A 22,490-nucleotide genomic window follows, 5' to 3' on the forward strand; every position below is an offset into this window, starting at 1 on the left:
GGCCGGCGGGGTGCCCGCGGTGGTCAATCAGCTGATGGGTCAGGGGCTGATCCGTGAGGACGCGCCCACCGTGAACGGCAAGACCCTCGGCGAGAACTGCCGGGGCGCGCAGATCGTCCTGCCGGACGTGATCCGGCCCTTCGAGGACCCGCTCATGGCCGAGGCCGGCTTCGTGGTGCTATCGGGCAATCTGTTCGACTCGGCGGTGATGAAGACCAGCGTCATCTCCCCCCAGTTCCGCGAGCGCTATCTCTCCGATCCGAACGACCCCGAGGCCTTCGAGGGAACCGCCGTCGTGTTCGACGGGCCCGAGGACTACCACCACCGCATCGACGACCCGGCCGAGGGCATCACCGAACGCTCGGTGCTGGTGATGCGCGGCTCGGGGCCCATCGGCCATCCCGGCGCCGCCGAGGTGGTCAACATGCGTCCGCCCGCCCACCTGATCAAAGCGGGCGTCACCGCCCTGCCCTGCATCGGCGACGGGCGCCAGTCGGGCACCTCGGGCAGCCCCTCGATCCTGCACGCCTCGCCGGAAGCGGCGGCGGGCGGGACCATTGCGGTGCTGAAGACCGGCGACCGCATCCGGGTGGACCTGAACACCTCCACCGTCACCCTGATGGTCCCCGACGCCGAGATCGCCGCGCGCAAGGCCGCGCTGGAGGCCGCCGGCGGCTATGCCTATCCCGCCTCCCAGACCCCCTGGCAGGAGATCCAGCGCGGCCTCACCGGCCAGCTCGAGACCGGCGCCACCCTCGAGAACAGCGTCAAATACCACCGCATCGTCGACACCATCGCGCCCGCGCCAAGGGATAATCACTAGGGCGGTCAGCCCAGGCGGATCCGGTTCTGGGGCAGGCCGGGGGTGTCCACGCGGAGGCGGAACAGACCGCCTGCCGCGGGCTGGGCGGCGCGGGTCTCGTCGTCCTGCCCCAGCCAGGCGGTGGTGCAGTAGAGCGTCTTCAGGTCGTCATCGCCGAACGTGGCCTTGGTCACCGCCGAGACCGGGAAGTCGATCTTGCCCAGATAGCCGCCGTCGGGCGCCCAGCGGCCCACGCCCCAGCCGCCGAACAGGCCCACGTGCAGCACGCCCGCCGAGTCCACCGACGGGCCGTCGGCGTAACCGTCAACGGTCGTGGCGAACAGGCGCTTGTTGGCGATGGCGCCGTCGGCGTGGTCGAAGGCGTAGACGGCCTTGTCGAGGGTGTCGTGATGATAGAGCACGGTCCCGTCCGGGCTCAGGGCCGGGCCGTTGCTGACGCCGTAACCGTCGTCCATGAGCGTCAGCGCACCCGCCGCCCAGCGATACAGGGCGCCGGTCTTCTGCTGTTCGGAATCGTCCATGGAGCCGAACCACAGGGATCCGTCCGGGGCCACGAAGCCGTCGTTCAGGCGGTTCCGGGGCCGGTCCTGCTCCACGGTCTGGAGCAGGGAGAACGCGCCCGTCGCCACGTCGAACCGGTACAGGCCGCCGCGCACGCCGCAGATCAGCGACCCGTCCTCGGCCGGCAGGGCGAAGCCGATCTGGTCCGGCGCGGACCAGCTCTGCTTGCCAGCGTCATCGACGCCGTAGCGGTTCAGGGTCCGGCCCTTGATGTCCACGAACCAGACGCAGCGCCGGTCCGCATCCCACACCGGCCCCTCGGCCAGCTCGGCCCTGAGGTCCCAGATCAGTTCGGGCGCCGACACCGTCAGCTCCAGGAGTAGGCGGTCTTGGTCTGGGTGAAGAACTCCACCGCCGCGAAGCCCTGCTCGCGCGGGCCGTAGCTGGACTTCTTCGAGCCGCCGAAGGGCACGTGATAGTCCACCCCAGCGGTGGGCAGATTGACCATCACCATGCCGGCGCGCGCATTCCGCTGGAAGTCGCGGGCGTGCTTCAGGCTGGTGGTGACGATGCCGGCGGACAGGCCGAACTCCACGCCGTTGGCGACCTCGAGGGCCTCCTCGTAGGACTTCACCCGAATGGTGGAGGCGACGGGGCCGAACACCTCCTCCTGATTGATGCGCATGTCCGTCGCCGTGTCGGCGATCAGGGTCGGCTGCACGTACCAGCCGGGCTTTTCCAGCTGCATGCGGTCGCCGCCGGTGACGACGCGGCCGCCGTCGCCCCTGGCCACTTGGATGTAGCGGTAGGAGGTCTCCATCTGGTCCTCCGAGACGGCGGGACCCATCTGGGTTTCCGGGTCCAGGGCGTCGCCCACGCGCAGGGCCTTCACCTTCTCCGCCAGGGCCGCGACGAACTTGTCGTGGATGCCGTCCTGCACGATCAGGCGCGAGGAGGCGGTGCAGCGCTGGCCGGTGGCGAAGAAGGAGCCGTCCAGGGCGATCTGCACCGCCCGGTCCAGGTCTGCATCGTCCATGACCACCAGCGGGTTCTTGCCGCCCATCTCCAGCTGCACCCGGGCCTGACGCTTGACCGCGCCCAGGGCCACGCCCGCGCCGACGCCCTGCGAGCCGGTGAAGCTGATGGCGTCCACGCCCGTGTGGTCCACGATGGCCTGACCCACGCGGCCCCGGCCGATGATCATGTTGACCACGCCCCTGGGCAGGCCCGCCTCATGGAGGATGGCCACCAGCGCCTCGGCCGTGGCGGGGGTCTGGCCGGCGGGCTTGATCACCACCGTGTTCCCGAACGCGAGAGCCGGGGCCATCTTCCAGGCCGGGATGGCGATGGGGAAGTTCCAGGGCGTGATCAGGCCGTAGACGCCCACCGCCTGGCGGTAGGTCTGGACCTCCACGCCCGGCCGCGTCGACATCAGGTTCTGTCCGTGCAGACGCAGGGCCTCGCCGCCGAAGAATTTCAGGATGCGGGCGGCGCGCGCCGTTTCGCCGATGCCCTCGGCGAGGGTCTTGCCCTCTTCGCGCGACAGCAGACGGCCCACTTCCTCGCGGCGCTCCATCAGGATGTTGGACGCCTTGTCCAGCACGTCCGAGCGCACCTCGGGCGAGGCGTCGGCCCAGCCGCCGAAGGCGCGCGCGCGGCGTCCACCGCCGCATTGACCTCGGCGTCGCCGCCGTCGGGGACGCGGGCCACCACGTCGCGGGTGTCGGACGGGTTCAGGCTCTCGGACGGCCGGTCCGTCGAAACCTTCTCGCCGTTGATCCAGTGGGAGAGTTCGAGGGTGTCGGACATGGCGTGTCTCCTTTGTGGCCCGCGCCGGGGAGGTCGCGGGCCTTCAGTACATTCCAAAATCAGGCGAGGGCCGAACGACGAATTCGTTCGGCCCCGCCCGTTCGTGTCGATAACCGGCGGCTCAGCCGGTCATCTGCTCCAGTTCCTTGCCGCGGGTCTCGTGGACCAGGGCCAGGACGAAGAACACCGAGACCAGGGCGCTGAGGGCGTAGAAGCCGTAGGTCAGCGTCAGGCCGATGCCGGCGGCCATGATCGGGAAGCTCATGGTGATGCCGAAGTTGGCGATCCACTGGGCGAAGCCCGAAACCGCCAGGCCGGAGCCGCGGATCTGGTTCGGGAACATCTCGCCCAGCATGACCCACATGACCGGACCCCAGCTGAAGTTGAAGAACATCACATAGATATTGGCCGCCACCAGCGCCAGCAGCCCCATCTGGGGCGTGAGGTCGAGGAAGCTGGATGAGAGGGTGGTCTGGGCGTCATAGACCGTGCCGTTGTTCAGCACCGTGCCGGCTTCCAGCACCGTGCCCGAGGCCATGAAGGTCCCGGTGGAGAAGGCGTAGGCCACCAGCCCCAGGGTGATGGCCATGCCCACCGAGCCGACCAGCAGCATGGGCTTGCGGCCCAGCCTGTCGATCACCAGCAGGCCCAGAACCACCGCCGCGATGGACAGGGCGCCGGACAGCACATTGATCATCAGGGCGTCGTTTTCGCTCAGCCCCACCGACTGCCACAGCACCGCGCCGTAGTAGAAGACGATGTTGATGCCCACCAGCTGCTGGAACACCGCCAGGCCGATGCCGGCCCAGACGATCATGCGGATGCCGCCCTTGTTGCGGTCGATCAGGTCCGAAAGGCGGGGCTTGTGATCCGCCGTCAGGGACTGCTGGATCTCGGCCACCTTGAGGCCGGCGGCCTTCGGCCCGAACAGGCGGCCCAGCACCTCGGTGGCCTTTTCGTGCTTGCCCTTGATGACCAGGAAGCGCGGGCTTTCGGGGATCAGGAACAGGGCGAAGAAGAAGATCACCGCGGGGATCAGCTCCACCCAGAACATCCAGCGCCAGGTGGTGAAGCCCAGCCAGAATTCCGTGGTCGATCCGCCCGCCGTATTGGCCAGCAGGTAGTTGGCCAGGAACGAGAAGAACAGGCCCGAGATGATGGCGATCTGCTGGATCGTCGTCAGGCGGCCGCGCATGTGGGCGGGGGCGATCTCGGAGATGTAGGCGGGCGCCATGACGCTGGCGGCGCCCACGGCCAGACCGCCGAGGATGCGGTAGATCACGAACTCGGTGGAGGTGCCCGCGATGCCCGAACCCCAGGCGCTGACGATGAACAGCACCGCCGCCACGATCATCATGGTGCGGCGGCCCCAGACGTCGGCGGCGCGGCCCGCGAAGGCGGCGCCGATGGCGCAGCCCAGCAGCATGGAGGCCACGTTGAACCCGGTGCCCACCTCTTCGGAATTGAAGGCCTGGCGCAGGCCCTCCACGGTGCCGTTGATGACGCCGCTGTCGTAGCCGAACAGGAAGCCGCCGATCGTCGCCACCAGCACGGTGAGGATGACCAGCCCCATGTTCGTTCGCTCGAGTTCGGCGGAAGGCGGCGCCCCCGCCTGATTTACATCCGTCATGCCTCAGTCCTCCCGATGGGGTTCTCCCGACCCCGGTTGAGACGCCTGGCTATCTCCAGCCTGCGTCCACGAAATACTCATGCCCGGTGATCGCGCGGGCGTCATCAGACGACAGGAACAGGGCCATGGCGGCGATGTCCCTGGGTTCGATTCTCAGCGTCAGGCATTGAGCCGCCACGATCTCGGCCTCGCCCTCGGGCGAGTACCACTTCATCTGGCGCTCGGTCTTCACATTGCCCGGCACGATGCAGGCCACGCGCACCCCGTCCGGGCCCCATTCGCGGGCCAGGGCGCGGGTCATGCCCTCGATGGCCGCCTTGGCGGTCTCATACAGCGACAGGTCCGGCATCCCCAGATGCCAGGAGATGGAGCCCAGGTTCAGGATCACGCCCTTGCCGCGTCGACGCATGGCCGGGGCCACCGCCTGGGCGGCGAAGAACTGGTGGCGCAGGTTCACCGCCATGCGCTCGTCCCAGTAGGCGGGCGTGACGGCGTCGGCCCGGTGACGATCATCGTTGGCGGCGTTGTTGATGAGCACGTCCACTTCGCCGTGTTCGGCTTCGATGCGCGCGAAACAGGCCTTGAGCGCGTCCAGGTCGGTCAGGTCGCAGGGCCGGAACACCGGCGCGGGAGACTGATGGGCCAGACGCGCCTCCAGCGCCCGGGACGGCGCCTCGGCGATGTCCAGAAACACCACCCGCGCGCCCTGCCGGACGTAGGCCTCGGTCAGACCCTCGCCGATGCCCGAGCCGCCGCCGGTGATGACCACCAGCCGGTCCTTGAGAGAGGGATAGATCGCTTCGCTCATCGCGCGCCTCCAAGCAGGCCGCGGGAGGCCAGATTACGCATCAGTCCGGAGACCCCCAGGGTCCAGGGCGGGGCCTGGTCGCTGGTGGTCACCTTGTTGTCGAGAACGCCCAGACGGGGCGAGGACACCCGCACCCGGTCGCCCGGCTTGTGGGTGAAGCCGCCGCCGGGCGCATCGCGATCCTCGATAGGGGCGAACATGGTGCCCAGATAGAGGATCAGGCCGTCGGGATACTGGTGGTGCCTGCCGATGGTCTGGCCCACCAGCTCCACCGGATCACGGCTGATCAGGCTCATGGAGCTTTCGCCCTTCATGACGAAGCCGTCGTCGCCGACCACCTCCAGAGAAATGGTGGCCTGACGCAGGTCGTCGAGGGTGAAGCCGTCGTCGAACAGGCGGATGAACGGTCCCAGCGCCGCAGAGGCGTTGTTGTCCTTGGCCTTGCCCAGCAGCAGGGCCGAGCGGCCCTCGATGTCGCGCAGGTTGACGTCATTGCCCAGCGTCGCCCCGAGGATGCGGCCGGTGGAATCGCAGACCACCGCCACCTCGGGCTCGGGGTTGTTCCAGGCCGAGTCCGACCGCACGCCCACATAGTCGCCCCAGCCCACCGAGGACAGGATCGGGGCCTTGGTGAAGATCTCGGCGTCGGGGCCGATGGCGACCTCCAGATACTGGGACCACAGGCCGTCGGCGATCAGGGCGGTCTTGAGGGCGGCGGCCTGTTCCGAGCCGGGCTTCACGGCCGACAGGTCGGCGCCCACCTTGTCCTTCAGGGCCTTGCGGATTTCGTCGGCGGCGGCGGCGTCGCCGCGGGCGCGCTCCTCGATCACCCGCTCCACGGCCGAGACGGCGAAGGTCACGCCCGATGCTTTCACGCACTGGAGATCGACCGGCGACAGCAGCTTGACCGCATCGGGCGACGGCCCGCCCCAGACGGTGGCGAACTCCATGTCGGCCAGGGCGCCGAGATCGCGGCCCTCAAAGGCGGCGAGGTCATCGGCGCGGGCGAGCGCGTCGGCGCAGGTGGGGGCGAAACCGGAAATGTCCTGAACCCGGCCCTCGCGGACGCGTACGGGCGTCGGGCCTTCGGGCAGTTCGATCCGTCCGATCAGGGTCGCGGCGTCCCAATCCGCCGCAAGGCATTCAACAATACTGGTCATTTCCCCCGCCGTCGCGTGAGGTGGGCGAGCCCACCGGCGCGGTCGTTTCTGTTAGCGGTAACATCAAAGGGCTGACCGTCGGTGTCAAGAGCCATCACGCGGCGGCCCGATCAGGGGGTCAGTCGGCGGTCGGCGCCGGCCCGCAGGAGTCGCGCACGACCAGGGTGTGGGTCACCAGCCGGTCGACGGGCGCGTCGCTCCGCGCCTGGCCCCGCCCCCGGATGTCGTCGCTGAGGATGCGCACGGCGGCCTCGGCCATCTCGGCCACCGGCTGGCGGACGGTGGTCAGCTCCGGCCAGACGGCGGTGGCGATGGAGGTGTCGTCAAAACCGACCACGGTCAGCGCGCCCGGCACGTCCAGCCCCTTGCGGTGGGCGGCGGTCAGGACACCGGCGGCCATGTCGTCGTTGGAGGCGAAGATGGCGGTCGGGGGCCGTCGCGCCGACAGCAGGCGCTCGGCGGCCTCGAGGCCGGAGCGATAGGTGAACTCGCCCGCCTCGATCAGGGCGGTGGCGGCGGGCTCGGCCGCGCGCATCTCGGTCTCGAAGCCCAGCAGGCGCTCGGCGCTGGCGGTCTGGTTGGAGGCGCCCTTGATGAAGCCGATGCGGCGGTGGCCCAGCTCCAGCAGGTGCCGGGTCATCTCGGCGGCGGCGGCGAAGTCGTCGATGCGCACGGCGCTGGCGTCCGAGCGGAAACGCCCGGCGGCCACAGCCACCACGGCCACCTCTCCGTCCTTGAGCTCCGACAGGGCGGCGTAGGATTCGCCGTGGGGCGGCGGCAGGATCACGCCGGAGGCGCCGCCCGCGATCAGGCGGCCCACCGCGGCGCGCTCGCTCTCCGGATTGGGGTCGCACTTCTCGATCAGCAGCAGGGCGCCGGTCTTCTGGGCGCCGTCCAGGGCCCCCACCAGGAACTCGCTGAGATAGCCGGCGGACGGGTTGGAGTAGAGCAGGCCGATGCGTCCGCCGCCCTGACGCGCCAGGCTGCGCGCCGCCGCGTTGGGCGCATAGCCCAGGGCCTCCACCGCGTCCTGCACCGTCTTGCGGGTGGCGTCCTTGACCCCGGGCGCCTCGTTCATGACCCGCGACACGGTCATGGGCGAAACCCCGGCGCGGCGCGCCACGTCATGGATGGTGACGGCGCCCTTTCTGTCCTTGCGGGAGTCGGCCAAGCCTGCTCGCCCCTTCAAATTGCGATCTCCCCTGATCGACCCTGGAAGGGCTCAGGTCAACGGTCCGAAGGGCACGATGCGGTTGGCGGAATCATGCCCGATGTCGGCGCGGCCAAGATAAGGAATGCCCGAGCGGTCGCACCAGTAGCGCACGATCTGCTCCGAGGTCAGGCCGAAGTCGGGGTCGTTGGGGGTGACGTCGCTGACCCGGCCCAGGCGGATGCCCGCCACGCGGCGGATCGCGGGCTGGCCGGTGATGTGGAACATGGCGCGGTCGGTGCGGTAGTCGGCCTCGCCCACCTCCTCCAGCATCAGCACATGGCCGGTCAGGTCCGGCTCCAGCGCCGTGCCCAGCAGCTGGCTGAGGATGGTGATGTTGAACGCCGCCGTGGGCGCGCCGCCGGTCAGGACGGCGGGCTCCAGCGCCGCCTTGTCCCGCCGCACCAGCCAGTCGAGGGCGCGGGCGAAGGCGATCTTGCCGTCAGACCGGCGCAGGTCCTGCACCATCGGCCCGTGGAACACCTGCTCGAACCCCAGCCGGTACAGCCCCGCCAGAATCGATCCGGCGTCGGAGTAGCCCATGTATGTCTTTTTGCGCGCCGCATCGTTGACCCCGGCCATCACCGCCTCGGCGATGCGGCAGGATCCATAGCCGCCTCGGGCGAACCAGACCGCGTCATGGGTCGGGTCGTTGGCGATCTCCAGAACAGCCCTGGCCCGGCCGGCGTCGTCGCCCGCGAAATGGCCGTGCTTGCCGAAGGACGCGGGGTGGAACTTCAGTTCGACCGAGCCGTCGGGATGCAGCGCGCGCACCATCTCCTGCGCCAGCACGGCGGTCTCCCGCTCGAAGCGCGAGCTGGCGGCCACGACGCCGATGCGGAAGGGCTTGTTCGGGGTGGCCATGTTCTGTCGCGCAATCCTCTGGCGCTGCGGGCGCGCCGTGCTAGTCAGGCGCTTCAAGCCTTCGGGGTTCGCGGCGCATGAATCAAGACCAGTCCTATTTCTTCTGCGGCGTCGGCGGCTCGGGCATGCTGCCGCTTGCCCTGATCATGAAGGCGCGCGGGGCCGCTGTGGAAGGCTCCGACCGGGCGCTGGATCAAGGCCGGACGCCGGAGAAGTTCGACTGGCTGCGCGGCCACGGCTTCACCCTGCATCCCCAGGACGGATCGGGCGTGCGCGCCGGTCAGGTGGTGGTGGCCACCGGGGCGGTGGAGGACACGGTGCCCGACATCCGCGCCGCGAAGGCCGCAGGCGCACGCATCCTGACCCGGCCCCAGCTGCTGTCGGAGCTGTTCAACGGCGCCGGGACCAGCGTCGGCGTGGCGGGCACCAGCGGCAAGTCCACCATCACCGGCATGATCGCCTGGATCCTGCACCGTGCCGGGCGCGCGCCCACCGTCATGAACGGCGCGGTGATGAAGAATTTCGTCCAGCCCGACCAGCCCTTCGCCAGCGCCCTGATCGGCGGGCCGGACCTGTTCGTCAGCGAGGTGGATGAGTCCGACGGCTCCATCGCCCGCTATGAACCCACCGTGGCTGTGATCTCCAATGTCTCGCTGGATCACAAGTCCATGGACGAGCTGCGCGCCCTGTTCGGCGGCTTCGCGGGCCGGGCGGCGACGGCGGTGCTGAACCTGGACGACGCCGAAACGCCCGCCGTGGCGAAACAGGCGTCGGCGACAATCACCTTCGCGCTGGACCATCCGGGGGCCGACCTGCGCGCCGTGGATCTGGCGCCCACCGCCGGCGGCATGACCTTCCGGCTGATCGAGAAAGACGGCGCGGCCCATGACGCCGAGCTGCGCGTGCCGGGCGCCCACAATGCGGCCAATGCGCTGGCGGCCGTCGGCGCGGTCAAGGCGCTGGGCGTGCCGGTCGCCGACGCGGTGGCGGCGCTGAAGGATTTCTCGGGCATCCGCCGTCGTCTGGAGGTGGCCGGTCAGGCGGGCGGGGTCACCGTGATCGACGACTTCGCCCACAACCCGGACAAGATCACCGCCACCCTGAACACCCTGCACGCCTTTCCCGGCCGCCTGCTGATCCTGTTCCAGCCCCACGGCTTCGGCCCTTTGAAGCTGATGAAGGCCGAGTTCATCGACGTCTTCGCGCGGCTGATGAGCCCCGACGACGTGCTGCTGATGCCCGAGCCGGTCTATTACGGCGGCACCACCGATCGCAGCGTCGGCTCGGGCGACATCGCGACCGGCATCGCGGCGGCGGGCCGTCATGCGGAGGCCCTGCCCGACCGCGCGGCCTGCGGCGAGCGCCTGATCCGGATGGCCCGTCCCGGGGACCGCATCCTGATCATGGGCGCCCGGGACGACACCCTGTCCGAGTTCGCCGCCGACCTGCTGAAGCGCCTCGACGCCGGGACTGAGGGAACGCTCGTCCGTTCCATCTGTTCGACAGGTCACCCTCACATCCAGCCTTCCCGACGGAGCCCGTCATTTTTCAAGCCGACGTCCCGCCCGCCCCGCCCGGCACCGTTGACGAGATCGTCGTCACCGCCGCCCGCCTGCCCCCCGCCGCGGGCGACGCCGCCTTTGCGGTCATCCGGCTGGATCAGGACGACCTGGAGGCCAGCCAGCGGGTGGACGAGGCCCTGACCGGCGTGCCCGCCGTGTCGCTGTTCCGCCGCACGTCCAGCCTGTCGGCCAATCCGACGACGCAAGGCATATCCCTGCGGTCCATCGCCCCGTCCGGCGCGGGCCGGACCCTGGTGACCATGGACGGCGTGCCGCTGAACGACCCGTTCGGCGGCTGGGTGATCTGGTCGCAGATCGCGCCGGAGTCCCTCGACAGTCTGGACATCGTGCGCGGGTCCGGCGCGGGCCCCTACGGCGCCGGGGCCTGACCGGGGTGATCGTGATGCGCGAGCGCGAGTCCGGGGCCGTGCTGGACGCCTCGGTCGCCGAACGCGGCGGCGCGCGCCTGTCCGGGTCGGGATCGCGTGGGTTCGGCCGGCTGACCCTGACCGCCTCGGGGCTGTACGAACACAGCGACGGCTATGTGCCCGTGCGCGGCCCGGAGCGGGGCGCGGCGGACACGCCGACGGATCTGGAGAGCCTGGGCGGGGCCCTGCGCGCCGACTGGGCGGCCACGGACGACATCGCCGTCTCGGCCCGCTTCGGGGCCTGGGAGGACGAGCGCGGCGCCGGGCTGGAGGGGGCGCGGGCGGAATCCAGCGGCCAGATCTACAGCCTGACGGCGGCGCGCCAGCCCACCGCCGACCGCCTCGGCTGGCGGGCGCAGATGTGGCGTCACGACAGCGATCTCAGCAACACCTTCGTGTCGGTGGCCGACGACCGGTCGAGCGCGTCGCTGGCCAACAATCAGTACGCCACCCCGGCCACCGGGCTGGGCGCCAATTTCGCCCTGCGCCGCGCCGCCGAGCGCTGGGGCGGATCGCTGGAGTGGGAGGTGGGCGCCGACGTCCGCAGCACCGAGGGCGAGGTGCGCGAGGTGAACGCGTTCAACCGCCAGCGCATCGCGGGCGGCGAGACCCTGATCGCCGGGGCCTATGCCGAGGGCTCCTGGACCGGCGGACCCTGGCTGGTCGCCGGGGGGCTGCGCGCCGACCGATGGAGCAACGAGAACGGCCGCCGGCTGGAGACCAACACGGCGACGGATGTGGTGCTGCTGGACCAGCGCTCGCCCGACCGCGACGGCGAGGTGGTCAGCGCCCGTCTGGCCGCACGGCGGGATCTGGGCGGCGGCTGGGCGGCGCGGGCGGCGGCCTACACCGGCTTCCGGCCCCCGACCCTGAACGAGCTGCACCGGCCCTTCCGCGTCGGCAACGACATCACCGAAGCCAATCCCGAGCTGGAGCCCGAGGTGCTGCGCGGCGTCGAGGCGGGTCTGGCGTGGAGCGGCGGCGCGGTCGATCTGACGGCCACGGTGTTCCACAACGAGATCGAGGACGCCATCGTCAACGTCACCATCGGCGAGGGACCCGGCGTCTTCCCCGTGGCGGGCTTCGTGCCCGCGGGCGGTGTGCTGCGCCAGCGCCGCAACGCCGGGACCGTGGAGGCCACGGGCGTCGAGGTGGAGGCCCGCTGGCGGCTGGAGACCGTGACCCTGTCCGGCGCCCTGTCGGCCACCGACGCCCGCATGGACGGCGGGACCGACGCGCCCCAGCTGACCGGGCTGCGTCCCGCCCAGGCGCCCATCTGGAGCGCCACCGCCGGGATCGACTGGCGTGCGTCCGACCGCCTGGGTCTGTCGGCCCGCGCCCGCTACGAGAGCCGCCGGTTCGACGATGATCTGAACAGCCGCGAACTGGACCCGGCCCTGGTTCTGGACGCCCGGGCGGAGTGGCGGGCCAACACACGCACCGTCCTCTATCTGGCCGCCGACAACCTGTTCGACGAGGATGTGGAGGTCGCCCGCACCGGCGACGGCGTGCCCGGCTATGGCCCCCCGCGCACCGTGCGTGCGGGGCTGCGGCTCACCTACTGATCCAGATTGAGCGAAATCTTGCGCTGCGGGCTCACGGAAACCGGTGTCAGCGCATAAACTGATGTTTCAAAGCCGATTGGTCCGGTTGGCGCGGGCGTGGAAATCCCCCAAGACGGGTCCATCCACGCAACTGGTGAAGGTGAGGCGCGAATGCCGACGCTCGTTCTGTTCGGCGGAGGCGGCGATCTGGCGCTGCGCATGCTGCTGCCGTCGCTGTACTTTCTGGAGCACGACGACCTGCTGCCCGAGGGGCTGACGGTCATCGCCGCCGCGCGCAGCGAGGACAGCCGCGACGCCTATCTGGCCAGCGTGCGCGAGTGGGTCCAGCCCCGCGCCGAGGCCGACGGCCAGTGGAGCGCCAAGGCCTTCGACCGGCTGTCGAAGCGGATCGACTATCTGGCCATGGACGCCACCGATCCCGACAGCCTGACTGCGCTCAGGGACAGGGCCGGGACCGAGGACCTCACCTATTTCCTGGCCGTGTCGCCGTCGCTGTACGCGCCCATCGTCAATGCGCTGAAGGCCATCGGCATGACCGGGGCCATGACCCGCATCGTGCTGGAGAAGCCCGTCGGCCGCGACCTGAAGACCTTCCGCGAGATCGACCAGGCGGTGGCCGCCGCCTTCACAGAGGACCGGGTGTTCCGCATCGATCACTATCTGGGCAAGGAGACGGTCCAGAACCTGATGGCGCTGCGCTTCGCCAACGTGATCTTCGAGCCCCTGTGGAACAACCTGTCCATCGACCACGTGCAGATCACCGTGGGCGAGACCACGGGCGTGGGCGACCGCTGGCCGTACTATGACGAGTACGGCGCCCTGCGCGACATGCTGCAGAACCACATGCTGCAGCTGCTGTGTCTGGTGGCCATGGAGCCGCCCTCGGACATGGACCCGGACTCGGTGCGCAACGAGAAGGTCAAGGTGCTGCGGTCCCTGCGCCCCATCACCAAGGCGGCCGCGAAGAAGGTCACTGTGCGCGGCCAGTACACGCCCGGAAGCGTCGAGAACCAGCCGGTCAAGGGTTACGAGCAGGAGCGCGGCCAGGCGTCGGACACCGACACCTTCGTCGCCCTGCGCGCCGACATCGACAACTGGCGCTGGGCCGGGGTGCCGTTCTTCATGCGCACCGGCAAGCGCATGCCCGACAAGCGCACCGAGATCGTCATCCAGTTCAAGCCGGTGCCCCACTCCATCTTCGACGGCGACGGGCGCGGCGACATCGTGGCCAACCGCATGGTCATCGCCCTGCAGCCCGACGAGGACGTGTCCCTGTCGGTGATGAACAAGGCGCCGGGACTGGACGCGAAGATGCGGCTGCAGCCCATCCGCATGTCCCTGTCCTGGGGCATGGAGGGCAAGAGCGGCCGCCCGCCGCGCCGCCGCATCGCCTATGAGCGCCTGTTGCTGGACGCCCTGAACGGCGACTCCACCCTGTTCGTGCGCCGGGACGAGGCGGAGAAGGCGTGGGAGTGGGTCGACGGGGTCTCGGCCGCCTGGCGCGCCGCCGAGATGAAGCCCGAGCCTATGAGGCGGGAACCTGGGGGCCGTCGGGCGCCTTCGATCTGATGAGCCGTAACGGACGGGCGTGGAATGAGTGATATCCGGATCGAGATATTCCCGGACAAGGACGGCTGGGCCGACGCCTGCGCCGGACGTCTGTCGGACGCCCTGTCCGCTGCGCTGGGCGAAGGCGACAAGGCCCTGTTCGCGGGCGCGGGCGGGTCGACGCCCTCGCCCATCTATCGCCGTCTGGCCCAGGCCGATCTGGACTGGTCGAAGGTCGCCGTCACCCTGGTGGACGAACGCCACGTGCCGGAAAGCTCGCCGGACTCCAACGCCCGGCTGATGCGCGAGACCCTGCTGACCGGCCCGGCCGCCGCCGCGCGCTTCATCCCCCTGCACCATGCCGCTGTGACCGTGGACCGCGCCGCCGCCCTGGCCGCCCGCGCGCTGCAGGCCGAGGGGCCGCTGGACGCCGTGCTGCTGGGCATGGGCGAGGATGGGCATATCTGCTCCATGTTTCCGGGCAGTCCGACCCTGAAGACCCTGCTGACCACGGCGCTGGAGCCCGCCGTCTTCGGCGTGCCGCCCGGCCGCGACGGCATGGCCCCTCCGCAGGAGCGGATCAGCCTGAACATCCCTTATCTGGCCCGCGCCCGCCGCGTGGTGCTGGCCCTGACCGGCGCGAAGAAGCGCGCGGTCTTCGAGGCCGAGGCGGCGGGCGATCCCGCCGTCCAGCCCATCGCCGCCCTGATCGCGAGCGGCGCCCCTCTCGAGGTCCTCTGGACAGAGTAAGCTGATGCCCCTCAATCCCGTCACCGCCGCCGTCACACAGCGGATCATCGAACGCAGCCGCGAGACCCGCGCGGACTATCTGCGCCGCATGGACTGGGCCGCCGGCAACACGCCCGGCCGGGCCAAGCTGTCCTGCGCCAACTGGGCCCACGCCTTCGCCGGCGCCCCGGTCAAGGACAAGCTGAACGCCATGTCGGGCAGCCAGCCCAATGTGGGGATCGTCACCGCCTACAACGACATGCTGTCGGCCCACCAGCCGTTCGAGCGGTTCCCCGACATCGTGCGCGAGGCCGCGCGCGCGGCCAACGCCACGGCCCAGGTGGCGGGCGGGGTCCCGGCCATGTGCGACGGCGTCACCCAGGGACGCCCGGGCATGGAGCTGTCCCTGTTCAGCCGCGACGTCATCGCCATGTCCACCGGCGTGGCCCTGACCCACGACGCCTTCGACGCGGCCCTGTGCCTGGGCGTCTGCGACAAGATCGTGCCGGGCCTGTTCATGGGCGCCCTGGCGTTCGGCCACCTGCCCGTGGTCTTCGCCCCCGCCGGGCCCATGCCGTCGGGCATCCCCAACGCCGAGAAGGCCCGCGTCCGCGCCCTCTATGCCCAGGGCAAGGTGGAGCGCCAGACCCTGCTGGAAAGCGAGATCGGCAGCTACCATTCGCCGGGCACCTGCACCTTCTACGGCACGGCCAATTCCAACCAGATGATGATGGAGGTGGGCGGCCTGCACCTGCCGTCGACCGCCTTCGTGCACCCGGAGACGGGCCTGCGCGACGCCCTGACGGCGGCGGCGGCGAAACGGGCGGTCGAGTTGGCCCGCGAAGGCCAGAGCCGCATGGCCGACGTCATCGACGAGAAGTCCGTCGTCAACATGATCGTGGCCCTGCTGGCCACCGGCGGCTCCACCAACCACGCCATCCATCTGGTGGCCATGGCGCGCGCGGCGGGCGTGCTGATCAACTGGACCGACATGGACGAGCTGTCGTCGGTCACGCCCCTGCTGGCGCGGGTCTATCCCAACGGCTCGGCCGACGTGAACGCGTTCCAGGCGGCCGGCGGGGTGGCCTTCGTCACCCGCGAACTGGCCCGGGCCGGCTATCTGCACAGCGATGTGACCACCATCATGGGCCGGGGCATCGAGGCCTATTTTCAGGAGCCCATGCTGGAGGACGGCGTGCTGGTCTGGAAGGACGGGGTGACCGAGACGCTGGATCCCGAGATCCTGCGCCCCGCCTCGGACCCGTTCCAGAAGGACGGCGGCCTGCGGCTGGTCAAGGGCGCGCTGGGCCGGGCGGTGATCAAGGTCTCGGCGGTCAAGCCGGAGAACCGGATCGTCGAGGCCCCCGCCGCCGTGTTCGACAGTCAGGAAGACGTGCTGGAGGCGTTCAAGGCCGGACAGCTGGACCGCGACGTGATCGTGGTGCTGCGCTTTCAGGGACCCAAGGCCAACGGCATGCCGGAGCTGCACAGCCTGTCCCCGGCCCTGTCGGTGATTCAGGATCGCGGGTTCAAGGTAGCGCTGGTCACCGACGGCCGCATGTCCGGCGCCTCGGGCAAGACCCCCGCCGCCATCCACCTGAGCCCCGAGGCGCTGGACGGCGGCGCCCTGGCGAAGGTGTGCGACGGCGACGTCATCCGGCTGGACGCCGAGAACGGGGTCCTGACCGTGGTCGGAGCCGACGGCTTCGAGGATCGCCCGATGGCCCCGCGCCCGCAGGCCTATGCCGAGGGCTCGGCCTGGGGCTATGGCCGCGAGCTGTTCGCGGCGTTCCGCCATGTGGTGGGCGCGGCCGAGGACGGCGCCTCGGTCTGTTTCGACTTCGCCACAGGCGGACCCGCGCGCGACGATACCCCGCAGGACCCCAATCTGGTTGACCGCACGGTGGACGCCTGATGATCCCGTCCAGTCCGACCCGCACCGATGACCGCACCCTGCTGGTGGGGGACGTGGGCGGCACCAACGCCCGCTTCGCCATCGCCCGCTGGACCGACGGGCGCCCGGTGCTGGAGCATCACGAAAGCTTCCTCGGCGCCGACTATCCCACCTTTCTGGAGGGCGTGCGGGCCTTCATCGACGGCTGCGAGGTCAAGCCCACGGGCGGGATCATCGCGGTGGCCGGGCCGGTCACCGACGGCGCCATCGACCTGACCAACTCGCCCTGGCAGGTGTCCGAGGCCGAGCTGGCGACCCTGGGTCTGGACCCCATCCGCCTGATCAATGATTTCGAGGCCCTCGCCTGGGGCGCGCCCATCGTGCCGGACGACTGTCTGGAAAGCCTGGGCGGTCCCGCGCAAGGCGACGCCCATTCGGCCATCGCGGTGCTGGGCCCCGGCACCGGCTTCGGCGTGGCCGGGCTGGCGCGCGACACCCACGGCAATGAAATGGCCCTGCCGTCCGAGGGCGGCCACGCCTGTTTCGCCCCGGGCGACGCCGTCGAGGACGAAATCCTGCGCATCCTGCGCCGCCGCTATGAGCGGGTCTCCATCGAGCGGCTGATCTGCGGGCCGGGCCTGCTGAACATGCACCGGGCCCTGGCCGAGATCGACGGGCGCGAGAGCCACATCGACGATCCGGCCGAGATCACGCGCTCGGCGCTGGAGAACCCGAACAGCGTCTGCGGCGCGACCCTGGCCCGCTTCTGCGCCATTCTGGGCGCGGCGGCCGGGGACATCGCCCTGACCATGGGCTCGCGCGGCGGGGTCTATATCGCGGGCGGCATCGCCCCGCGCATCCTGCCCTTCCTGAAGGCCAGCCCCTTCCGCGAACGGTTCGAGCGCAAGGGCCGGTTCCAGGACTATATGGCCGACATTCCGACCTGGGTGATCACCCACAAGCACGCCGCCCTGCTGGGGGCCGCCCGGGTGGCGTTCGCCGAGCGCTAGAGCTTCAGGCCCCGGGCCTTGGCCAGATCGGCCAGGCTGGTCATGGGACGCGGGCCCCAGTGGGCGATGACTTCGGCGGCGGCCAGAGAGCCCAGCCTGCCGCACTCCTCCAGCGACAGGCCTCGCGCCAGCCCCAGCAGGAAGCCCGCCGCGTACTGGTCCCCGGCGCCGGTGGTGTCGACCACCTTGTCCACGGGGAAGGCGTCGACCGCCACCCGTTGGTCGCCCTTGATCACCACCGAGCCTGGGCCCCGCGCGTCACGGCGGCCACCTCGACCATCGCCGCCAGCCGGCTGCAGGCGGCGTCGAAGTCCTCGGTCTCGTACAGCGCGCCCAGTTCGGCCTCATTGGCCAGCACGATGTCAGCGGACTGTTCGATGAACGCCAGCAGCTCCGCGCGCCAGCGGGCCGCCACGAAGGTGTCCGACAGGGTGATGGCCACCTTGCGCCCGGCCCGGTGGGCGATGTCGGCGGCGCGCTCGAAGGCGGCGCGGGCGGGCGCCGGGTCGAACAGATAGCCTTCCAGATAGACGATGGCGCTCTCGCCGATCATCTCCGGGTCGATGTCGTCTGCGGTCAGCTGGTTGGCCGCGCCCAGGAAGGTGCACATGGTGCGCTGGCCGTCGTCGGTGACGTTGATCAGGCAGCGGCCCGTGGACGGCCCCTCGCCCAGACGCGGGGTGTCGAAGGCCACGCCCGCGGCACGGATGTCATGGGCGAAGACGTCGCCCAGGGTGTCCTCGGACACCTTGCCGATATAGGCCGCCCGCCCGCCGTAGGAGCCGACGCCCGCCACGGTGTTGCCCGCCGAACCGCCCGACGCCTCCACGCCCGCGGCCATGTCGTCGTACAGGGCGGCGCTCTGGGTCTCGTCCACCAGTTGCATGGAGCCGGGCTGGAGCCCGCGCGCGGACAGGAATTCGGGGCTGCACGGGGCGAGCACGTCCACAATGGCGTTGCCCACGGCGCAGACGTCGTATCGGATGGGGGGAAGGGTCATGCCCGCTCCTTAGCGGGGCGGGCCGACCGTTTCCAGCCGCTTATTCCGCCGGCTTCGCGGCTCCGGCCTCGACGAGCCATTCCATGATCTTCTGCTTGGGCATGGCGCCGACCTTCATGGAGGCCATGTGGCCGTCCTTGAACAGCATCAGGGTCGGAATGCCCTTCACGCCCAGTTTGGACGGGGTCATGGGGCTGTCCTCGATGTTGATCTTGGCCACGGTCAGCTGCTCGGCGTAGTCGTCGGCGATCTGCTCCAGCGCCGGGCCGATCTGCTTGCACGGACCGCACCATTCCGCCCAGAAATCGACCAGCACGGGCTTGGACGCTTTCAGGACGTCGGCTTCGAAGCTGTCGTCGGTGACCTTGAGGGTGGGCATGAACAATCTCCTGAGCGGCCGGTCAGTTTAAGGCGATTCCGGCGCGGGTCACGATGTGGGGACGCCGGAGCCCCGGGTCAACCACGGGCCTCGCCCAGCGCCTGCCGCATCAGGCTTTCCGGAACCGGCGTCAGGCGCGGCCCGTCGGTCCACACCAGCGCGGCCTCAACCGTCCGGTCAGGATACAGCCGCCGCAGCACCGCCCAATAGACCGCCAGCTGGCGCACATAGGCCGGGTCCGCCTCCTCGATGCGGTCCGGCGCCGGGCGGTTGGTCTTGAAGTCGATCACCAGCACCCGCTCGGGCGTCACAACCAGCCGGTCGAGCCGCGCCGACACCACCACCCCCGGGGGCAGCTCCGGCGCCGATCCCGACAGCGCCACCTCCGCCCGCGAGGCCGGGCCGAACACCTCGGCGAAACGCGCGTCGTCCAGCACCCCCAGCGCCGCCGCCGCCATCTCGGCCTTCTGCGCGTCGTCCAGATCCGGCTCGCGCGCCAGCAGCGTCACGGCCGCCGCATCCCGCCGCTCGGGCGCCACGTCGGGCAGCCGCTCCAGCAGCCGGTGGATCAGCTCCCCGCGCCGCCAGCGGCCCAGCCCCCCGCCGACCCGCGACAGGGGCGACGGCGCCGGCGTGCGCGCGGCGTCCTCCATCCGGCCCGGGGCCATGCGACGCTCCGACGCCTCGGCGCGCGGCGCAGTGGTCAGCCAGGCGGGCGGCGGGGCGGCGGTGATCGCCGGCGCAGCGCTCCGGGCCATGGCCACCGGGTCGGCCCCGTACCGCCGGGCCGCGCCCGTGGCCGTCTCAACCTCGCGCACCCCCTCCAGCCGCTCGAACGCGGCCAGAATGGGCGCCCACCAAGCCTTCAGGTTCTCCAGCTTGCGGTTGGAGGCGTAGCGTCCCGTGACGATCAGCCGGTCCCGCGCCCGCGTCAGGCCCACGTACAGCAGCCGCAGCGACTCCTCCTCGCCCCGCCGCTTGCGCGCGTCCCGCGCCGTCTGCGAGGCGGCGCAGTCCTCGCCGGACGAGCCGCACCACAGGAAGGCGCCGGCGTCCGTCTCCAGCAGGGCGTCGCCACGGGGCTCCTCGAAGATCACGTCGGGCAGGATCACCACCGGCGCCTCCAGCCCCTTGGACGAGTGCGCCGTCATCACCCGCACCTCGCCGCGCGGCTCGTCCATCTCGCGCTTGATGGTCTGGTCCAGCGACGCCAGCAGGTGGCAGAACCGCTCCAGATCCGCCGGACCGCGCCCCTCCGCCGCGCGGGCCTGATCGAGGAAGGCGTCCATGGCGTCCGCCGCCTCGGACCCCAGCCGGGTCAGGAACCGCTGGCGCACGCTCAGGCACCGCCCGTCCAGCCGGTTCAGCAAGCGCCCGTACAGGTCGAACGGCGTCAGGCTGCGCGCCGCATCGCGGAAATCGGCGATCAGATCCCGCGCCGCCGCCAGCGCCGGATCAAGTTCAGCCCGCCCGTTCAGCACGCGCCACAGCGAACCCTCACGGCCGTGGGCCAGATCGAACAGGGCCTCTTCCGACAGGTCGCACAGGGGCGAGCGCAGCACCCCGGCCAGGGTCAGATCGTCGGCGGGATGCAGGGCCACCCGGCCCAGCGCCAGCAAGTCCTGAAACACCGGATGGGCCGACAGGGTCAGGCGGTCCGCCCCCGCCACCGGCACGCCCCGCTGTTTGAGCGCCCGCAGCACCTCCTCGAACATGGGCCCGCGCTTACGCACCAGAATGAGCACATCGCCCCAGTCCATGGGGCGCAGCCCGGCCTTCTTGTCGTGCACCGCGTGCCCGGCCTCCACCGAGGCCTTGATCTCGTCGGCGATGCGCTCGGCCACGCGACGGCGGGCGCCCCGCGCGGTGGAGGCGTCCAGCGGCTCGTCCCAGGCGCGGCGCTCCTCGTCGGTCTCGTCCTGCAGCGGCGGCCACAGGTCGATCGTCCCCGCCAGCCCGTCGGCGCGGGCGGCCTGGTGCCGGATCAGGGCCGCGGCGCCCTCCCCCGACTCGCCCCGGCCGGGGCTGAGCGCGCGGGCCAGGTCCGGCTCGGCAAACACCGCGTCCACGGCGGCCAGCACCTCGGCGGTGGAGCGCCACGACTGCAGCAGCTCCACGCCCTGGAACACCCCGCCCACCCCGGTAATGGCCCGGTCATAGTCCTGGGCCTCGGCCGCCAGCCGCTCGGGCGCGGCGCCCTGGAACGAGAAGATCGACTGCTTTTCGTCTCCCACCACGAAGACGGTGCGCGCGGCCCCGTCGTGCGAACCGGCCCCGGTGAAGAACTCGGCGGTCAGGGCCCGCACGATGGTCCACTGCTCGGGCGAGGTGTCCTGGGCCTCGTCCACGAGCACGTGGTCGACGCCGCCGTCCAGCTTGTAGAGCACCCAGGCCGCGCCCGGCCCGTCAGTGAGCAGATGGCGCGCCCGCTGGATCAGGTCGGCGAAGTCCAGCGCCCCGGTCACAGCCTTGGCCGCCTCATAGGCCCGGCCATAGGCGTAGGCCAGCACCAGCGCCGAGACCGTATCCAGCGCCACCCGCGCCGCCCGCGCCGCTCGAAGATCTCGACCAGCCGCGCCTGTTCGCGCGCCAGCCAGTCCAGGGTCGCGGGGTCCACCGCCTTGGTCCCCAGTCGCTTGCGGGGCTCGCCCGCGCCGGTGAAGAAGATTTCCCGCACCGCATCCACCGGCGCGTCGCCGTTCAGCACCGCCTCGGCCACGGCCTGGAGCTTCAGCCCCATGGGCTGGTCGCCCTTCTCGCCGCCCCGGGCGCAGGCCGCCGCCGCGTTCAGCCAGGCCGCTGCGTCGAAGCCCGGCGCCGTCACCGCCGCCCGCTCCGCCGCCTCCGGCTCGATCCATGCGTCCAGCCCCACCGAGGCCGCCACCCGGTCCTGCAGGGTCGCCGCGCCGCCGTCCTGGGCCACATAGTCGGTCAGCTCCGCCCGCTTCGCCTCGAAGCGGTCGAACATGGCCTCGAAGTCGGGCTGGGACAGCTTGCCCGCCATGTGCAGATAGGCGGTCGCCAGCCCCGGAATGTCGTCGGCCAGCGCCACCCGGTCGCGCGCCCGACGGCGGATGTCGGCGGCCTCCGCCTCGTCGATGACCCGGAACAGGGGCGACACCTCCGCCTCCACCGGAAAGCGCCGCAGCAGCTGCTCGCAGAAGGCGTGGATGGTCTGGATCTTCAGCCCGCCCGGCGTTTCCAGCGCCCGGGCGAACAGGGCGCGGGCCCGGGACAGGTCATGGGCGTCGAAACTGTCGGCCGCGCGCTCTTCCAGCGCCGCCAGCTGGTCGCGCAGCCGCGCGTCCCCCGCCACCGCCCAGTCGCCCAGCCGCTCGTACAGCCGCCGCTGCATCTCCGCCGCCGCCGCCTTGGTGAAGGTCAGGCACAGGATCGCGCCCGGCGCCGACCCGGCCAGCAGCAGCCGCGCCACCCGGTTGACCAGGGTCGTGGTCTTGCCCGAACCCGCGTTGGCCATGACGAAGGCGTTGACCGCCGGATCAGCGGCGATGGCCTGGGGGGAGCGCATCTAATCCTCCCCCAAAGCGAAGCGTATGGGGGAGGGGGACC

At 70.8% G+C, this 22,490-nt stretch carries 16 protein-coding genes and 3 pseudogenes; 8 read left to right on the forward strand and 11 right to left on the reverse strand.

The features are described from left to right. Positions 1–823: IlvD/Edd family dehydratase (locus tag MBEBAB_RS11205; RefSeq protein WP_045319242.1), on the forward strand; the 823-nt coding region annotated here is incomplete at its 5' end. A gap of 5 nt (positions 824–828) precedes the next feature. Here MBEBAB_RS11205 and MBEBAB_RS11210 read toward each other — a convergent pair. From MBEBAB_RS11210 to MBEBAB_RS11240, 7 genes and pseudogenes are all read right to left on the reverse strand, one after another. Continuing rightward, entirely contained in the window at positions 829–1,689 is an 861-nt protein-coding gene (locus MBEBAB_RS11210) for an SMP-30/gluconolactonase/LRE family protein (RefSeq protein WP_021698115.1), read from the reverse strand. 2 nt (positions 1,690–1,691) lie between these two features. Next, positions 1,692–3,133 (reverse strand): annotated as a pseudogene (locus MBEBAB_RS11215) (aldehyde dehydrogenase family protein). A 121-nt stretch (positions 3,134–3,254) separates the two neighbouring features. Continuing rightward, complete coding sequence (locus MBEBAB_RS11220; protein WP_021698117.1) at positions 3,255–4,763, reverse strand: sugar porter family MFS transporter; 1,509 nt, start codon at positions 4,761–4,763, stop codon at positions 3,255–3,257. A gap of 49 nt (positions 4,764–4,812) precedes the next feature. Beyond that, positions 4,813–5,571, reverse strand: a complete 759-nt coding sequence (xylB, locus tag MBEBAB_RS11225; protein WP_021698118.1) for a D-xylose 1-dehydrogenase — start codon at positions 5,569–5,571, stop codon at positions 4,813–4,815. After that, entirely contained in the window at positions 5,568–6,731 is a 1,164-nt protein-coding gene (locus tag MBEBAB_RS11230; protein ID WP_021698119.1) for a fumarylacetoacetate hydrolase family protein, read from the reverse strand. Before MBEBAB_RS11230 ends, xylB begins: the two co-directional genes overlap by 4 nt. A gap of 118 nt (positions 6,732–6,849) precedes the next feature. Then, the gene (locus MBEBAB_RS11235) at positions 6,850–7,902 is read right to left on the reverse strand and encodes a LacI family DNA-binding transcriptional regulator (RefSeq protein WP_021698120.1); all 1,053 of its coding nucleotides are present in this window, start codon (positions 7,900–7,902) and stop codon (positions 6,850–6,852) included. 51 nt (positions 7,903–7,953) lie between these two features. Then, positions 7,954–8,805 carry an LD-carboxypeptidase gene (locus MBEBAB_RS11240; RefSeq protein WP_021698121.1) on the reverse strand — a complete coding sequence of 284 codons (852 nt, stop codon included), beginning with the start codon at positions 8,803–8,805 and terminating at the stop codon, positions 7,954–7,956. Between the two features lie 77 nt (positions 8,806–8,882). Here MBEBAB_RS11240 and MBEBAB_RS11245 point away from each other — a divergent pair, with 77 nt between their 5' ends. The 7 genes and pseudogenes from MBEBAB_RS11245 to glk all read left to right on the forward strand — a co-directional run bounded on the left by MBEBAB_RS11245 (position 8,883) and on the right by glk (position 17,541). Continuing rightward, the gene (locus MBEBAB_RS11245; RefSeq protein ID WP_021698122.1) at positions 8,883–10,508 is read left to right on the forward strand and encodes a Mur ligase family protein; all 1,626 of its coding nucleotides are present in this window, start codon (positions 8,883–8,885) and stop codon (positions 10,506–10,508) included. Further along, complete coding sequence (locus tag MBEBAB_RS18430) at positions 10,493–10,756, forward strand: TonB-dependent receptor (RefSeq protein WP_021698123.1); 264 nt, start codon at positions 10,493–10,495, stop codon at positions 10,754–10,756. The genes MBEBAB_RS11245 and MBEBAB_RS18430 overlap by 16 nt, the downstream gene beginning before the upstream one ends. Before the next feature lie 14 nt (positions 10,757–10,770). Next, the gene (locus MBEBAB_RS11250) at positions 10,771–12,360 is read left to right on the forward strand and encodes a TonB-dependent receptor (protein ID WP_306302026.1); all 1,590 of its coding nucleotides are present in this window, start codon (positions 10,771–10,773) and stop codon (positions 12,358–12,360) included. A gap of 150 nt (positions 12,361–12,510) precedes the next feature. Further along, positions 12,511–13,961 (forward strand): annotated as a pseudogene (zwf, locus tag MBEBAB_RS11255) (glucose-6-phosphate dehydrogenase). Next, positions 13,954–14,658, forward strand: coding sequence for a 6-phosphogluconolactonase (gene pgl / locus MBEBAB_RS11260; protein WP_021698126.1), 705 nt, complete (start codon positions 13,954–13,956; stop codon positions 14,656–14,658). Before zwf ends, pgl begins: the two are co-directional and overlap by 8 nt. A gap of 4 nt (positions 14,659–14,662) precedes the next feature. Further along, positions 14,663–16,552: a phosphogluconate dehydratase gene (gene edd, locus MBEBAB_RS11265; RefSeq protein ID WP_021698127.1), complete on the forward strand. Its 1,890-nt coding sequence runs from the start codon at positions 14,663–14,665 to the stop codon at positions 16,550–16,552. Further along, positions 16,552–17,541: a glucokinase gene (glk, locus tag MBEBAB_RS11270; RefSeq protein ID WP_021698128.1), complete on the forward strand. Its 990-nt coding sequence runs from the start codon at positions 16,552–16,554 to the stop codon at positions 17,539–17,541. Before edd ends, glk begins: the two co-directional genes overlap by 1 nt. Here glk and MBEBAB_RS11275 read toward each other — a convergent pair. From MBEBAB_RS11275 to MBEBAB_RS18705, 4 genes and pseudogenes are all read right to left on the reverse strand, one after another. After that, positions 17,538–18,541 (reverse strand): annotated as a pseudogene (locus MBEBAB_RS11275) (adenosine kinase). The gene glk and the pseudogene MBEBAB_RS11275 overlap by 4 nt on opposite strands. Positions 18,542–18,581: 40 nt before the next feature. Then, positions 18,582–18,920, reverse strand: a complete 339-nt coding sequence (gene trxA / locus MBEBAB_RS11280; protein WP_021698130.1) for a thioredoxin — start codon at positions 18,918–18,920, stop codon at positions 18,582–18,584. Positions 18,921–18,997: 77 nt separating this feature from the next. Next, positions 18,998–21,457 carry a double-strand break repair helicase AddA gene (addA, locus tag MBEBAB_RS11285; protein WP_373852927.1) on the reverse strand — a complete coding sequence of 820 codons (2,460 nt, stop codon included), beginning with the start codon at positions 21,455–21,457 and terminating at the stop codon, positions 18,998–19,000. Next, a complete protein-coding gene (locus MBEBAB_RS18705; protein WP_373852928.1) occupies positions 21,382–22,449 on the reverse strand; it encodes a UvrD-helicase domain-containing protein in 1,068 nt (355 codons plus the stop codon). The genes addA and MBEBAB_RS18705 overlap by 76 nt, the downstream gene beginning before the upstream one ends. Positions 22,450–22,490 lie beyond the last annotated feature (41 nt).

It is taken from the genome of Brevundimonas abyssalis TAR-001 (assembly GCF_000466985.1).
Taxonomy (GTDB): Bacteria; Pseudomonadota; Alphaproteobacteria; order Caulobacterales; family Caulobacteraceae; genus Brevundimonas; species Brevundimonas abyssalis.